Source organism: Pseudomonas sp. OG7, assembly GCF_014192825.1.
Classification (GTDB): domain Bacteria; phylum Pseudomonadota; class Gammaproteobacteria; order Pseudomonadales; family Pseudomonadaceae; genus Aquipseudomonas; species Aquipseudomonas monteilii.
In genome coordinates, this window is record NZ_JACHYK010000008.1 from 272,094 (window position 1) to 285,952 (window position 13,859).

Here is a 13,859-nt window from a genome sequence, read left to right on the forward strand (position 1 = left end):
GTCAGTCCTCAGAAACCCAGGCTCAGGTGTTCGGCGATTGGCCCCAAGGCCAGGGTCGGCAGGAAGGTAAGGCCACCCACCAGCAGGATGGTCACCAGCAGCAGGCCGGTGAACAGCGGGCCGTGGGTGGGGAAGCTGTTCTGCCCCTGCGGTGCGCTTTTCTTCGCTGCCAGGCTGCCAGCCAAGGCCAGGATCGGCAGGATGTAGCCGAAGCGGCCGATGAGCATGGCCAGGCCGATCATCAGGTTGTGGTACACCGTGTTGGCACCGAAGCCGGCGAAGGCCGAGCCATTGTTGGCCGTGCCCGAGGTGTAGGCGTACAGCAACTGGCTGAAACCATGCGCCCCCGGGTTGCTGACCGCACCCGCCGGGCCAGGCAGGCTGGCGGCGATAGCGCCCAGCACCAGCACACCGACCGGCATCACCAGCAGGGTTGCCACCAGCAACTGCACCTCACGGGCTTGCAGCTTCTTGCCCAGGTATTCCGGGGTGCGGCCAATCATCAGCCCGGCCAGGAACACCGCGATCAACACGAACAACAGCATCCCGTACAGCCCGGCGCCGACGCCGCCGAAAATCACCTCGCCCACCATCATGTTGACCATCGCCACCATGCCGGTCAGCGGGTTGAGGCTATCGTGCATGGCGTTGACCGAGCCGTTGGAGGCTGCAGTGGTGGTGACCGTCCACAACACCGAACCGGTGGTGCCAAAACGGCTTTCCTTGCCTTCCATGGGGGCCGCCTGTTGCACCTGGGTGCTTTCCAGCGCCGGGTTGGGCTGGTACTCGGACCACAGCGCGGTGCTGCCGCCAATCAGGAACAGGGCAAGCATGCAGGCGAGGATCGCGCGGCTCTGACGCAGGTCCTTCACGTAGTGGCCGAACGTGAACACCAGCGCCACCGGAATGAGGATGATCGACGCCACCTCGAACAGGTTGCTCCAGGCGGTGGGGTTTTCGAACGGGTGCGCCGAGTTGACGCCGAAGAAGCCACCGCCGTTGGTACCCAGTTGCTTGATGGCGATCTGGCTGGCGGCCGGCCCCAGCGGTATGGTCTGGTCAGCCCCTTGCAGGGTCAGCGCATGGGCGTAGTCGGCAAAGGTCTGCGGCACGCCCTGCCACACCAGCAGCAGCGCCAGCAGCAGGCACAGCGGCAGCAAGCCATAGAGGGTGGCGCGGGTCATGTCGACCCAGAAATTGCCCAGCGTCGTTGCACTGCGCCGGGCAATGCCGCGACACAACGCGACCAGCACGGCCAGGCCGGTGGCGGCACTGACAAAGTTCTGTACGGTCAGGCCAAGCATCTGGCTGAGGTAGCTGACCGATGCCTCACCACTGTAGGCCTGCCAGTTGGTGTTGGTGACGAAGCTGACCGCTGTGTTGAACGCCAGCGACCACTCCTGGCCTGGCAAATGCTGCGGGTTGAGCGGCAGGTAGCCCTGCAACAGCAACACGGCGAACAGCAGCAGGAATCCGGCCAGGTTGAAGGCCAGTAGCGCCAGGGTGTATTGGCGCCAGTTCTGCTCCTGGCTGGCGTTCACGCCCGCTAGCCGGTAGCAGGCCTGCTCGACCGGGCTCAGCAGCGGCGACAGCCAGGTGCGCTGGCCTTCCATGACCCTGTAGTAGAACCGCCCGAGCCAGGGTGCCGGTAGCAGCACGATGGCAAAGAACGCCAGCAGCAAGGCGAAATCGTAACTGTGCATGGCCGCTCCCTAGCTGCGATCGGCGCGCAGCAGCGCCACCAGCAGATAAAACGCCAAGGCCACTGCCAGCAGCAGTGACAGCCCGTCGAGCATGTTCATGAGTGGTTCTCCCCGTGGTGCGGCTTGTGCCGCTATGGGGAAATTGTCTGAGGGAGGGGCGTAAAGGGGCGAGATCGGGGGGTGTGGATGGGTATAAAGAAAGCGTAAAAATCAGCTTTGTGGGTTGTCTTTACTGGCCTCTTCGCGGGCAAGCCCGCGAAGAGGCCGATACAGGCTTACTGCTGGGGAGGTTGCTGCGCAGCGTTTCGGCTCCAGTCCAGCAGCAGGCTGTACCCGACCGCGAGCAAGGTCGGCCCGATGAACAGGCCAATGAAGCCAAAGGCAAGCAATCCACCGAACACACCCAACAGCACGATCACCAGTGGCAGGTTACCGCCACGGCTGATCAGGTACGGTTTGAGCACGTTGTCCACACCGCTGATGACAAAGGTGCCCCAGATGCCCAGGAACACCGCCATGCCGTACTCGCCCTTCCACACCAACCAGGCCGTGGCCGGGATCCAGGCCAGTGGTGGGCCCATGGGGATCAGGCTGAGCATGAAGGTCACCAGGCCCAGCACGATGGCACCCGGCACGCCGGCAATCAGGAAGCCGATCAGTGCGAGCACAGCCTGCGCAGCCGCTGTGCCAATCACCCCGTTCACCACCCGCTGAACGGTGGCCGCCACCAGTTCCAGGTAGTACTCGCCGCGATCACCCATCAGGCGGTGCAGCAAGCGCAATACGAACGCCGACAAGCGAGGGCCGTCACGGTAGAAAAAGAACACGAACACCAGGCTAAGGGTCAGTTCCAGCACACCGCTGCCGATCTGCGCACTGCGCGCCAGCAACCAGTTGCCCACCTGCCCGAAGTAGGGCTTGACCGACGCCAGCAAGGCCGCCCCCTGCTGGTCGAGCGACTGCCACCAGCTGACCAGGCGCTCACCAACGAACGGTATGCCCCCCAACCAGGCCGGTGCATCGGGCAAACCGTCCACCTGCACGTCGCGCACGAACGCCGTGGCATCGCGAATATGATCGGCCAGGTTGAACCCCAGCCACACCAGCGGCAATGCCACAATCAGGATCCAGGCGGTGGTCAACAGGCTGGCCGCCAAGGTTTCGCGCCCGCCCAGCACACGCGTGAGCAAGCGCATCAACGGCCAGCTGGCAAAAGCCAGGATGGCCCCCCACAGCAACGCCGAGATGAACGGTGCCATCACCCACAGGCCGGCCCCCAGCAACGCCAACAGCAGAATCTGAACCAGCAGGCGATCATTGTTAACCATGGCGGCGCTCGTTCAACGGATCAGTTCAAGGTGCAGGCCGTCGGTGGGCGCGCTGCCGACTTCAAGGCGGCCATTGCGCACCCCTGCCTTGACCAGCGCCTCGCGCCAGGCTTCGGCCTGAGCGCCACTGAGGCTGGCACGCAGGGTGCTGTCCAGGTTCAGGCTGCGGGCCAGCAAATTCACCCAGGTGTCTTGCGGCGCAGCCAGATCAGGATAGTCGAGCTTGCCGGTGTCGCGCATTTCGCGCAGCACCGTGGCGGCGGTCGGCAGCAGTTCGCCCAACGGGTTGCCGGCGACGAACTCTTCCACATGCAGGTAGGCGCGGCGGTTGCCCCGGGTAACGCTGTACAGCGCGACCAGGGTGTCGGCCTCTTCCGCCGAGCGACGCAGCAAGATGAAGGCCTGCTGTTCGTCACCACCGTTCAGGCGGGCATTGGCAAACACATCGTTGGCCCACAGGCTGGCTTCGCCGCAATCGCGGCCTTGGCACCAGAACAACGGGTAACCACCGTAGCGTTGCAGTTCTTCACGGGCAGTGGTGAAGGCTTCGCGCGCGGTGCGTTCGACCGGCAGTTCGTAGGTGACCGAGCTGACCTGCCCACGGCTTTCGACCTTGTCTTCGACCCGCAGGCGGCCGCTGATCTTGCGCAGCGGGCCCATCGGGTAGACGCGTTCCTGCTCCACGGCCGGACGCTGGTCGACGACCTTGGCGTCCACCGGCACCGGCAGGCTGCCGGCCCACAACACGGGGCTGGTGAGCATCAGGCAAGCGGCCAGGGCAGTACGAATGGAAACGGGCGTGCTCATTGGCGACCCAGGCGGCGCCCTGCGCCGAAATGAAGCTCCAGGATGTCTGGCAGTTGCATGGTTGTCTCCCTGTTCAACCCGCCAAGCCTCGACAGTTGTCCGGTGCAAGTCAAGCAAAGCCAAAGAAGCGATTGAAACAGTCTGCGACAAGGGCTGCGCCCTGCTCATCGTTCAGGTGCAGGTGATGGCCACCGGGCAGCGTCACCTGCTCAAAGGGTAGCTGTTCCAGCAACGCGGTGTGGCGCACCAGCATGCCATCGGCGGCAACCACTAGCTGCGCCGGGCAATCCACCCTGCGCACATAGGCCATGGCCTGGGCCTCGCTCAGGCGTAGTGGCGATGGCAAGGTCAGGCGGCTGTCACTGCGCCAGCTGTAGCCGCCCGGCACCGGCATGAGGCCACGCCGGGCCAGCAGTTCGGCGGCCTCGCGGCTGACCGCGACCATGCCTTTCATCCGGGCATGCACACCTTCCTCCAGCGTGGCGTACACCGACTTGCGCTTGCCGTCCAGCCGCAGCTGGGCCTGCAGTGCCATCCCCAAACGTTCGCCTGCATCCTGCTCGGCACCGGTCGGCGGGATGACGCCGTCGATCAACGCCAGATGGCTGACCCGGTCGGGCAAGGCGCCAGCCAGCTGCACCGAAATGATTGCCCCAAGTGAATGCCCCAACAGTGCAAAACGCTGCCAACCGAGCTGCTCGGCGACCCGCAGCACATCATGGGCATAGTCGGCCAAGGCATAACCGGCGCCAGGCGGGCGGTGTTCGGAGTAACCGTGCCCGGCCAGGTCCAGGGCGACGATACGCAGGCCTTTGAGTTGTGGCGCCAGGCGGGCGAAGCTGTTGGCGTTGTCCAGCCAGCCATGCAGGGCAATCACCGGCAGCCCGTCCTCGGGGCCGAACAGGTGCGCGGCCAGCTCGATATGGCCCAGGCTCAGGCGGATTTCTTCGACCTGTGCGCTCATGCCTGACTCCAGCGGTCGAACAGGCCCTTGATCAGGCTGGCGGTGTCTGCGGGGCGCTCCAGCGGGAACATGTGCCCGCCCGGCACGCTGTGATATTCCCCTTGGGGCATGCCCCGTACGGCCAGGGTGTGGTGGCGGCGAATGACATTGCTACGGTCGCCGCGCACCATGGCCAGCGGCACCTGCAACTGCCGCGCGGGCGCCGGGCTGGTATGCGGGATGCTGCGGTAGATGCTGATTTCGGTAGCCGGGTCGAAGCGTAGCTGCAGGCCCTGCTCTGCCGCCTGCAAGCCGTGTTCGACATAGGCGTCGAGGCAGTCGGGATCGAAATGGCGGAACAGTGACTTGCCGGCGAAGTAGTCCCGGGCGCTGTCGCGGTCATTGAACGTTTCGCGGCGCCCCAACGTGCGCCCGGCCGGGGTGATACGGTCGATGAAGCCAAAGCGCTTGGCGGTGCGCAGCAGCCATTGATCGGCGCGGGTGAGTACTGGCGAGTCGAGCATCACCACGCCACGGTAGTACTCGGGGCAGCGCAAGGCAGCATGCAGGTGCAATACGCCACCCAGCGAGTGGCCGACACCCCAGACCGGCTGGTCCTGTTGCGCCAGGTGGTGCAACAGTTCATCGACCAGGCTCTGCCAGTTGTCATTCACCGGAAAGCGTGGATCGTGCCCATGCTGGGCCAGGTGCTGCACCTGGTAGTCCGGCGCCAGGGCAGCGAACAGCTTGCCGTACGTGGCCGAAGGGAAACCGTTGGCATGGGCGAAGAAAATCTGCTGCGGCATGGCGCCTGGTCCGGACGGAGGATGATGGCTCATTGTCGGCATCGGCGCGCCGTTCGGCAACGTCCGGAAAGGTCATCGGCGAGGGCTATCAGGTCACGCAGACCGGTCGAAACTGGCCAGTGAACGGCGCAGGCAGGCTTGCATGTAGGCCAACTGGCTTTCCAGTGCTTCGCGGGCCAGGCGCTGGTCCTTATGATCAAGCTGAAGGCGACGCAGAGCCAGGCAACTGGTTTGCAGCAAATGAGACACCCGCTGGCAGGTATCTTGAAGGATAAGAAAGTCCTGCAGACTGTTCTCTCTATCAGCAGCATTCAGCACGCTGCTGGCGTTGACCGTTTTCATCAGGCCATAGAGCTTGGCATCGGCCGAATCGCGTAGCAGGCTGTATTGGGCGAAGTCCAGAGCGACACCTTGCTCAACCATGTCCAGGGTAGGTTGCAAATCCACGGCGCTCAGCAACGCCCCCCTCTCACCCTTCATTCGCTGCTCCACGCCTTTTGCTTTCTGGCACGCTAGCAAGGGGCCACTCACTGCGGCAACTGACAAAAATGCCAGTTGCCTTACCGGTTTCAGGGTTTCAAGGCGGATAACTGATCCCTTTGAGGGTCATCAGCCCAGCCAGCGGCCAATCCCCTTCCAGTTCCGCCAGGCTGGCGGTGCTCATGGCTGCGGGATGCTGCTGATGGCCATGCTCCAGCGCCCCGACCAAGGTCCCCACCAACGGCTGGTGGCTGACCAGCAGTACATGCTCCAGACCCAGCCGCTCGATTTCACCGATCACCTGCTGCACGTCACTTTCAGGGGTCAGCCAGGGCACGGTACGCACCGGCTCGCCGAAGCCCAGTGTGTCATGCACCAGCGCCGCCGTTTGCTGGGCGCGCACGTAGGGGCTGGCAATAATTGCCTGCAACGGCTGCCCGAGCAGGCGAGCAGCGCTGTGCAGCACCTGCTCGCGGCCATGGGCAGTCAAACGGCGTTCGGCATCCGTGTTGGCCCGTGGCTCCGCTTCACCGTGGCGCAGTACCCACAGCTTCACAGCTTGGGTTCCTCGTCACGCACCGGGTGTGGGGCCGGCGCCACGGCATGCGCTGCTTCACCTTCCGGCGCACGCGGCGCAGGCCAGTCAGAGAACGGCCATGGCTTCTGGTCGCTGTGAAAGCTGCCAAAGCGGCCGATCTGCGCCAGGAACTGGCTCAGGCTGTCGCCGAAGTTCATCAGGCTGGCGCTGGGTGCGCCGTACACCAGACGGTAGATCAGCTGCACCAGCACCAGCCCACCCAACAACAGTTCGGCCAGCTGCCAGACCACCAGGAACACCAGCATCCACAGCACCCGCAGGATGATCGACTCGCGCTGGGCGCGTTCGGGCGTATCGTTCATGTGTCGCTCCTTGCTCGTGTCAGAGCCGCCAAAGGCTCAGTTGAAACCGCTGATGGAAATGAAATCGACATCGGTCTTGGGTTCGGCGCGCATCAGGTGCTCGATCACCTGGTTCAGCGTGCGGCCTTCGAACAGGATGGCATGCAGGCCCGCCACCAGTGGCATGTAGACCTGCACCTCCTGGGCTTTGGCCTTGAGCACCTTGATGGTATTGACGCCTTCGGCCACTTCGCCCAGGCGGTTGACCGCCTCTTCCAGGCTATGGCCCTGGCCCAGCGCGTAGCCCACCTGATAGTTGCGGCTCTTGGGCGAGGAACAGGTGACGATCAGGTCACCGACACCGGCCAGGCCGAGGAAGGTCATGGGGTTGGCCCCCTGACTGACGGCAAAGCGAGTCATTTCCGCCAAGGCACGGGTAATCAGCATGCTCTTGGTGTTCTCGCCCATGCCCAGCGCAACGGCCATGCCGGCGATGATGGCGTAGACGTTTTTCAACGCGCCACCCAGCTCGACACCAAAGCGGTCAGCGCTGGCATAGACACGGAACGTGCGCCCATGCAGCACAGCCTGCACCTGCTTGCAGAGTTTTTCGTCCTCGCTGGCGACCACCGTTGCAGTCAGCGCGTGCTCGGCGATTTCGCGGGCAAGGTTAGGGCCCGATAACACACCAATACGCGCTTCGGGGGCAATTTCTTCCAGGATCTGGCTCATCAGCTTGAAGCTTTGCGCTTCGATGCCCTTGGTCAGGCTGACCAGGCCCTTGCCACGCAGCAGCTCGGCATGGGGCGCCAGCACGCTGCGCAGGGCGCTCGACGGCAGGGCAACGAAGATCAGCTCGCTGGTCTGCAAGGTCGCCAGCAGGTCATTGACCGGCTCGACGCCATCGTGCAGACGGATGCCCTTGAGGTAGCGCGGATTCTCTCGATTGACGCGCATGGCCTCGGCTTGCGCCGGGTCGCGCATCCACTGACGCACCGGCACACCGTTTTCCGCCAGCAGGTTCGCCACGGCGGTGCCAAAGCTGCCGCCTCCCAGAACTGCAACAGGTTGCTGTTCAGTCATATCCAATCCGTTAAAGCCAAAAATTAAGTGGCGACCCCGCCATTATACGGCTCGCCTGCTACAGAACCAGTCTCTGTTCCCGCTAAAGGGACAGGCTCGCTCATGCAGGTCACTGGCAAATGCGCCACGGTCAGTTACCATGCCTGTTTCAATCCTGATACAAGGCCGCCCTGTGTTCCCTGGCACGCCCCCGTACCCGCGCCTGCTCATACTGACCGCTCTGCTCGGCAGCCCGGCTGTGGCCGACGACCTGTTCATCGACAACACCGACCTGCCCCAGGTTCTGACTGCCACGCGCCTGAAACAATCCCCGGCGGCAGTCCCGGGTAGCATGACCGTGCTAGACAGCGAGCTGATCCGTGCCAGTGGCGCCCGCGACATCCCCGAATTGCTGCGCCTGGTGCCGGGCATGATGATTGGCTACGGTGCCGGTAACCAACCCACGGTCAACTACCACGGCAGCAACGTCAACGATGCACGCCGCATGCAGGTACTGATCGATGGCCGCTCGGTGTACCGCGCGGGCCTGGCCACCGTGGACTGGAGCGACATCCCTCTGGCCATGGAGGATATCGAGCGCATCGAAGTGTTCCGCGGCCCCAACACCGTCAGCTACGGCGCCAACGCGCTGATGGCGGTGGTCAACATCCTCACCCGCAACCCTGCCGACAGCCATGGCACGCGGCTGAAGGTGACTCGCGGCCAGGATGGCATCAACGACTTCTATGCCAGCCACGGCTTTGGCTGGGACGGCGGCGACATGCGCCTGTCGCTGTCCGGCCAGCAGGACGATGGTTTCGATGAAAACCAGTTTGGCCAGGATTACCGCGACAGCCGCCGGCTTACCCGCTTCAACCTCAGCGCCAGCCACAGCCTGGCAGTGGACCAGACCCTGGAGTGGCAACTGGCGGCGAAGGAAGGCAGCAACCAGCGGCCTTATACCTATAAGCCGGTCTTCCCCTATGTCACCCAGCAAGGTGACAACGCTGACGTCAATGCCAAGGACTACGCGGGCTCGGTGCGCTGGAGCATCGACTTCAACCCTGAGCACAGCCTGTATGTTCAGGGCTCGGCGCAGCACTTCGACCGTCAGCAGGTCTGGCGTGCCTGCGATGCGGCGCTGTCATTCAGCCCCGAACTGACCCAGCTTTGGCAGATGAACCCCAATTTCGCCGAGCTGGTAGCGCGCGGCGCCAACAACCCACCATCCAGCAACAACCCACAAGAGCAGGCCCTGGTCGAAGCCATCAAGGATCAATGGAACGAACAGGGTGGTAGTAATGTGGTCTGCGGCGACGTGGACCAGAGCACCCGCGAAACCCGCTACGACCTGGAAATCCAGGACACCCTGAGCCTGACCGACAGCCTGCGCCTGCTCAGCGGCATGAACTACCGTTATGACCGGGCCGACTCGCAGACTTACTTCAACGGCAGCCTCGACGACCAGACTTGGCGCCTGTTCGGCCAGCTGGAATGGCGCGCCGACGAACACTGGATCCTGCAGGGCGGAGCCATGTTCGAAGACTCCCGCCTGTCTGGCAGCTCGCTGACCCCGCGCGTGGCGGTCAACTACCTGATTACCCCGCGCCATGGCCTGCGCGCCGTGTATTCCGAGGCCGTGCGCTCACCCGACATGTTCGAGAACAACATCAACTGGAGCTACACGGTCAAGAACCTCAGTCCCAACGCGTTCGGCCAGCAGCACGGCGAATACTTCGTCAAGACCCGTGGCCCCGGCGACCTCGACCAGGAACGCATGCGCTCGCGCGAGCTCGGCTACAACGGCTACTTCAGCGACATCGACCTGAGCATGGATGTAAAGCTGTTCTACGACGAGATCACGGGAATGATCAGCGAGCCCTTGAAGAACAACCAGTACATCGCCAGCAACGCCAACAAGGCCCGGTTCAGTGGCAGCGAAGCGCAACTGGACTGGCGCCCCACCCTGCGCGATCGCCTGCGCCTGACCTACGCCTACGTCGATGCCTGGGCCAGCAACCCCGACGACCGCCGCCTCAGCGCCCACAACAGCGGCTCGGCCGGATGGATGCGCGAGTGGGGGGCTGGCTGGTCGAGCGCGCTGTTCTACTACGGCGACGATGCACTCAACCAGTACCGCTACGAGCGCCTGGACCTACGCCTGGCCAAGCGTTTTCGGGTGCATGGCAGCAACCTGGAGCTGGCGGCGCTGTGGCAGCAGCGCCTGGACGATGAGCCCACTACGGCAATCCAGAACCGCTACGACAGCCGCCACCGCCTGAGCGTCAGCGCGGAGCTGGAGTTCTGATGGCCGTGTTGCTGCGCCTGTTGCTGCTGTGCCTGTGGCCACTTGGGCCATTGTCAGCCAGTGAAATCCTGCTGGTGGGGGCTGAGGATCAGCCCGGCATCCGCAGTTTTGTCGCGGCGCTGGAAAGCCGTCGACCGCATGACCATGTGCATTTTCTGACCACTGCCGAGCTGCCGCGCCCGAGCAAGCTCAAAGCGGACCAGCGCCTGATTCTGCTCGACAGCGCCGCGCTGGAGTGGCGCCTGGGTGAAAACGCCGGCCCACCAGCCCTGGCCATGCGGGTCAGCCGGGTACAGGCTGAACAGCGCCTGGGAAAGTCGCGCCCCGCGTTCCTCACCTTGTTGTGGAGCGACGCACCGCTGGGCCGGCAATTGCGCCTGACGCGCTACTTGTTGCCGCAGGCCCAGCGCATTGGCGTGCTGTACGGTGAACACAGCAGTTTCTTGCTCGACGAGCTGCGCCATGCTGCCCGCCCAATGGGCCTGGAGATCATTGCCCAGGACTGGTCCGACCCACGGGACAGCCGGCCGTTGCAGCACCTGCTGGGCAACAGCGATGTGCTGCTGGGCCTGGACGACCCCAACCTGTACAACTCCAAGACGGCGAAAAACCTGCTGCTGAGCAGCTATGGCCGGCAAATGGCACTGATCGGCCCGAACGCCGGGTTTGTGCGGGCCGGCGCCCTGGCCAGCACCTACAGCGATCAGGACGACTGGCTGGCGGAGCTCGACCAGTTGCTCGATCAGCCGCCAGCGCGCTGGCCACGCAGCCTGTACCCGGCGCGCTACGGCGTCAGTGGCAACCAGCAGGTGGCCCGCGCCCTGGGCCTTGAACCGATCGATCCGAACGCCGCTGCCAAAGCCCTGGCCGCAGGAGAACCCACCCCATGAGCAAGCGCCTGAGCTGGGATATCCACACCCGCACCCAGATCATCAGCCTGGGCCCTGCCCTGCTGCTGACCTTGCTGTTGATCAGCTTCTTTACCTTCGTGCGCATCCAGGACTTGCGCCAGGAGCTCAATCACACCGGGCAACTGATCGCCAATCAGCTGGCACCGGCATCAGAGTACGGGGTGATTTCGGGCAACAACGAAGTACTCGAAGGGCTGATGCGTGCCACCCTCAGCATCCCGCACGTACGCTTTCTGGAAGTGCAGGACAGCCGCAACCACATTCTGGTGTACGTCGAGCAGTCCGACGAAAGCGCCAACCGCGCGCAACAGGTTGAAGTGTTCCAGGCCCCCATCCGCCTGCAGCAAATCCGCCTGGACAACGACTTCCTGCAACAAGGCAAAGCCACCACCCCCGCCATCGGTGACGACTACCTGGGGCGGGTCATCGTTGGCATGTCCGATGACGCCTTCAGCCAGCGCCAGCAGGAAATCGTGATCAAAGCCGGCATCCTGGCGCTGTTCGCGCTGCTGTTCACCTTTTTGCTGGCGCGCCGCCTGGCCCTGAGCCTGGCCAAGCCTATCAGCGACATGGGCCATGCGGTAAAGGCCATTCAGCAAGGTCAGTACAACACCCCCTTGCCGGTGGTCGATGACAGCGAACTGGGCCACCTGGCACGCCACATCAACAACCTGGCCAGCGCCCTGGAACAGGCCAGCGATGAACAGAAGCGGGCCATTGCCGAGCTGATTCAGGCCCGTGAGGAGGCCGAGCAGGCCAACCGCGCCAAATCCGACTTCCTGGCGATGATGAGCCACGAGCTGCGCACGCCGATGAATGGCGTGCTGGGCATGCTGCAGCTGCTGGAGACCACATCACTGAGCACCGAACAGGCCGACTACACGGCGGTCGCCAGCGAGTCCACCGGGCATTTGTTGAAGGTCATCAACGACATCCTCGATTTCTCGCGCATCGAACGCGCCGCGCTGCAACTGGAACACATCGACTTCAACCTGGGTGAGCTGATCACCAGCAGTGTCCAGTCGTTCCAGCACAGCGCCCAACAGCGCGGCCTGGGCCTGCACCTGCAACTGCCTGCCGGTATCAAGCAGCTGCAGGTGAACGGTGACCCCACACGCATCCGCCAGATCCTGCTGAACCTGGTGGGCAATGCCCTGAAGTTCACCGAACGCGGCCAGGTGCAGGTCGAAGCACGCTGGCAGGTGCTTGACCGGCAATTGATCTGGCTGACCTGTAGCGTACGCGACACGGGCATCGGCATTGACAGTGCCCGGCTGGAAATGATGTTCGTCGCCTTCCAGCAGGCCGACAGCTCGATTTCCCGCCGTTATGGCGGCACCGGGTTGGGGCTGTCGATCGCCCGCACCCTGGCCGAACGCATGGGCGGCAAGCTGCGCGGTGAAAGCCGCGAAGGCCTGGGTTCGACCTTTACCCTGGAAATGCCGCTGGCACTTGCCAACCCTGCCCCCGTCCCGCTCGCGCCGCCAATAGCTGCACCAACGCCGGTTACCGACAATGACCAGGTACTGCTGGTTGAGGACAATCCGGTCAACCAGAGTGTCATCGAGGCCATGTTGCGCAGCCTGGGGATGGCCGTCTGCACCGCCGAGGATGGCCTGGAGGCGGTCGACCTGGTCGGCCGGCAACGCTTTGCCGCCGTGCTGATGGATTGCCGCCTGCCGCACCTGGACGGCTATGAAGCCACCCGGCGCATCCGGCAGTTGCCCAACGGCGCCGGGCTACCGATCATCGCCTTGACCGCCAACGCCTTGCAGGGCGATCGGGAGCGTTGCATGGCCGCCGGCATGGACGACTACCTGAGCAAACCCTTGCGCCGCACCGAACTGCAACGGGTGCTGCAGCGCTGGTTACCCGGTCGGACAACCGCGACTGGCGATAAATGCTAAAGTGCGGCAGTCTTAAACACTGGACAGGACCTTCATCGGACCTGAAAATAGACGTTTCAGTGCACACCTGTACTTCTTTCACCAGGTGCGCTGTGACTTTCACCACAACGCAATAGTCTACCTGTAGGCTGCCGCCCCGAACGCGTTGCGTATTGGGCCGGCCGGGAAGGTTCATCCCCTGCCACAGGGGGTTATTGAGGAGCTCGCATGACCAAACAACACGCCTTTACTCGGGAAGACCTGCTGCGCTGCAGTCGCGGTGAGCTGTTCGGCCCAGGTAATGCGCAACTGCCCGCGCCGAACATGCTGATGGTCGATCGCATCACCCATATCAGCGAAGAAGGCGGCAAGTACGGCAAAGGTGAATTGGTCGCCGAGCTGGATATCAACCCGGACCTGTGGTTCTTCGCCTGCCACTTCGAAGGCGACCCGGTCATGCCGGGCTGCCTGGGCCTCGACGCCATGTGGCAGCTGGTGGGCTTCTTCCTCGGCTGGCAGGGCCTGCCGGGCCGCGGCCGCGCCCTGGGTTCGGGCGAGGTGAAGTTCTTTGGCCAGGTACTGCCTGAAGCCAAGAAAGTCACGTACAACATTCACATCAAGCGCGTCCTGAAGGGCAAGCTGAACATGGCCATCGCCGATGGCTCGGTCAGCGTCGACGGCCGCGAGATCTACACCGCCGAAGGCCTGCGGGTCGGCGTGTTCACCTCCACTGACAATTTCTAAGG

The 13,859-nt window shown here is 63.7% G+C and carries 14 protein-coding genes; 4 read left to right on the plus strand and 10 right to left on the minus strand.

Annotated features, from left to right (window positions below):
- Positions 1-8: 8 nt before the first annotated feature.
- The 10 genes from kdpA to FHW75_RS20780 form a co-directional block, all read right to left on the minus strand.
- Entirely contained in the window at positions 9-1,703 is a 1,695-nt protein-coding gene (gene kdpA / locus FHW75_RS20735) for a potassium-transporting ATPase subunit KdpA (RefSeq protein ID WP_019099709.1), read from the minus strand.
- A 9-nt stretch (positions 1,704-1,712) separates the two neighbouring features.
- The gene (gene kdpF, locus FHW75_RS20740; protein WP_003251485.1) at positions 1,713-1,802 is read right to left on the minus strand and encodes a K(+)-transporting ATPase subunit F; all 90 of its coding nucleotides are present in this window, start codon (positions 1,800-1,802) and stop codon (positions 1,713-1,715) included.
- A 176-nt stretch (positions 1,803-1,978) separates the two neighbouring features.
- A complete protein-coding gene (locus tag FHW75_RS20745) occupies positions 1,979-3,031 on the minus strand; it encodes an AI-2E family transporter (protein ID WP_019099708.1) in 1,053 nt (350 codons plus the stop codon).
- Positions 3,032-3,043: 12 nt separating this feature from the next.
- Positions 3,044-3,838: a DUF4892 domain-containing protein gene (locus tag FHW75_RS20750; RefSeq protein ID WP_025753331.1), complete on the minus strand. Its 795-nt coding sequence runs from the start codon at positions 3,836-3,838 to the stop codon at positions 3,044-3,046.
- A 109-nt stretch (positions 3,839-3,947) separates the two neighbouring features.
- Positions 3,948-4,802, minus strand: a complete 855-nt coding sequence (locus FHW75_RS20755) for an alpha/beta hydrolase (protein ID WP_025753329.1) — start codon at positions 4,800-4,802, stop codon at positions 3,948-3,950.
- On the minus strand, positions 4,799-5,587 hold the full coding sequence (locus FHW75_RS20760) for an alpha/beta fold hydrolase (protein WP_019099705.1): 789 nt from the start codon (positions 5,585-5,587) through the stop codon (positions 4,799-4,801). Before FHW75_RS20760 ends, FHW75_RS20755 begins: the two co-directional genes overlap by 4 nt.
- 93 nt (positions 5,588-5,680) lie before the next feature.
- Positions 5,681-6,067 (minus strand): hypothetical protein, encoded by a 387-nt coding sequence (locus FHW75_RS20765; RefSeq protein WP_019099704.1) that lies wholly within the window; start codon positions 6,065-6,067, stop codon positions 5,681-5,683.
- A gap of 97 nt (positions 6,068-6,164) precedes the next feature.
- Positions 6,165-6,623, minus strand: a complete 459-nt coding sequence (sixA, locus tag FHW75_RS20770; protein WP_016711630.1) for a phosphohistidine phosphatase SixA — start codon at positions 6,621-6,623, stop codon at positions 6,165-6,167.
- Positions 6,620-6,967: a DUF4389 domain-containing protein gene (locus tag FHW75_RS20775; protein WP_016711631.1), complete on the minus strand. Its 348-nt coding sequence runs from the start codon at positions 6,965-6,967 to the stop codon at positions 6,620-6,622. Before FHW75_RS20775 ends, sixA begins: the two co-directional genes overlap by 4 nt.
- Before the next feature lie 36 nt (positions 6,968-7,003).
- On the minus strand, positions 7,004-8,029 hold the full coding sequence (locus tag FHW75_RS20780) for an NAD(P)H-dependent glycerol-3-phosphate dehydrogenase (RefSeq protein WP_027608717.1): 1,026 nt from the start codon (positions 8,027-8,029) through the stop codon (positions 7,004-7,006).
- A gap of 139 nt (positions 8,030-8,168) precedes the next feature.
- Between FHW75_RS20780 and FHW75_RS20785 the strand changes: the two genes are divergently transcribed.
- From FHW75_RS20785 to fabA, 4 genes are all read left to right on the plus strand, one after another.
- A complete protein-coding gene (locus FHW75_RS20785; protein ID WP_019099702.1) occupies positions 8,169-10,316 on the plus strand; it encodes a TonB-dependent siderophore receptor in 2,148 nt (715 codons plus the stop codon).
- The gene (locus FHW75_RS20790; protein WP_019099701.1) at positions 10,316-11,206 is read left to right on the plus strand and encodes an ABC transporter substrate-binding protein; all 891 of its coding nucleotides are present in this window, start codon (positions 10,316-10,318) and stop codon (positions 11,204-11,206) included. Before FHW75_RS20785 ends, FHW75_RS20790 begins: the two co-directional genes overlap by 1 nt.
- Positions 11,203-13,134, plus strand: a complete 1,932-nt coding sequence (locus tag FHW75_RS20795) for an ATP-binding protein (protein ID WP_025753320.1) — start codon at positions 11,203-11,205, stop codon at positions 13,132-13,134. The genes FHW75_RS20790 and FHW75_RS20795 overlap by 4 nt, the downstream gene beginning before the upstream one ends.
- Before the next feature lie 207 nt (positions 13,135-13,341).
- Entirely contained in the window at positions 13,342-13,857 is a 516-nt protein-coding gene (fabA, locus tag FHW75_RS20800) for a 3-hydroxyacyl-[acyl-carrier-protein] dehydratase FabA (RefSeq protein WP_003251509.1), read from the plus strand.
- Positions 13,858-13,859: the final 2 nt, after the last annotated feature.

What these genes read in the sequence shown, in the direction of transcription:
- kdpA (WP_019099709.1), bottom strand. Translation starts at nt 1,703, where the DNA reads ATGCACAGTTACGATTTCGCCTTGCTGCTGGCGTTCTTTGCCATCGTG.
- kdpF (WP_003251485.1), bottom strand. Translation starts at nt 1,802, where the DNA reads ATGAACATGCTCGACGGGCTGTCACTGCTGCTGGCAGTGGCCTTGGCG.
- FHW75_RS20745 (WP_019099708.1), bottom strand. Translation starts at nt 3,031, where the DNA reads ATGGTTAACAATGATCGCCTGCTGGTTCAGATTCTGCTGTTGGCGTTG.
- FHW75_RS20750 (WP_025753331.1), bottom strand. Translation starts at nt 3,838, where the DNA reads ATGAGCACGCCCGTTTCCATTCGTACTGCCCTGGCCGCTTGCCTGATG.
- FHW75_RS20755 (WP_025753329.1), bottom strand. Translation starts at nt 4,802, where the DNA reads ATGAGCGCACAGGTCGAAGAAATCCGCCTGAGCCTGGGCCATATCGAG.
- FHW75_RS20760 (WP_019099705.1), bottom strand. Translation starts at nt 5,587, where the DNA reads ATGCCGCAGCAGATTTTCTTCGCCCATGCCAACGGTTTCCCTTCGGCC.
- FHW75_RS20765 (WP_019099704.1), bottom strand. Translation starts at nt 6,067, where the DNA reads ATGAAGGGTGAGAGGGGGGCGTTGCTGAGCGCCGTGGATTTGCAACCT.
- FHW75_RS20775 (WP_016711631.1), bottom strand. Translation starts at nt 6,967, where the DNA reads ATGAACGATACGCCCGAACGCGCCCAGCGCGAGTCGATCATCCTGCGG.
- FHW75_RS20780 (WP_027608717.1), bottom strand. Translation starts at nt 8,029, where the DNA reads ATGACTGAACAGCAACCTGTTGCAGTTCTGGGAGGCGGCAGCTTTGGC.
- FHW75_RS20785 (WP_019099702.1), top strand. Translation starts at nt 8,169, where the DNA reads ATGCCTGTTTCAATCCTGATACAAGGCCGCCCTGTGTTCCCTGGCACG.
- FHW75_RS20790 (WP_019099701.1), top strand. Translation starts at nt 10,316, where the DNA reads ATGGCCGTGTTGCTGCGCCTGTTGCTGCTGTGCCTGTGGCCACTTGGG.
- FHW75_RS20795 (WP_025753320.1), top strand. Translation starts at nt 11,203, where the DNA reads ATGAGCAAGCGCCTGAGCTGGGATATCCACACCCGCACCCAGATCATC.
- fabA (WP_003251509.1), top strand. Translation starts at nt 13,342, where the DNA reads ATGACCAAACAACACGCCTTTACTCGGGAAGACCTGCTGCGCTGCAGT.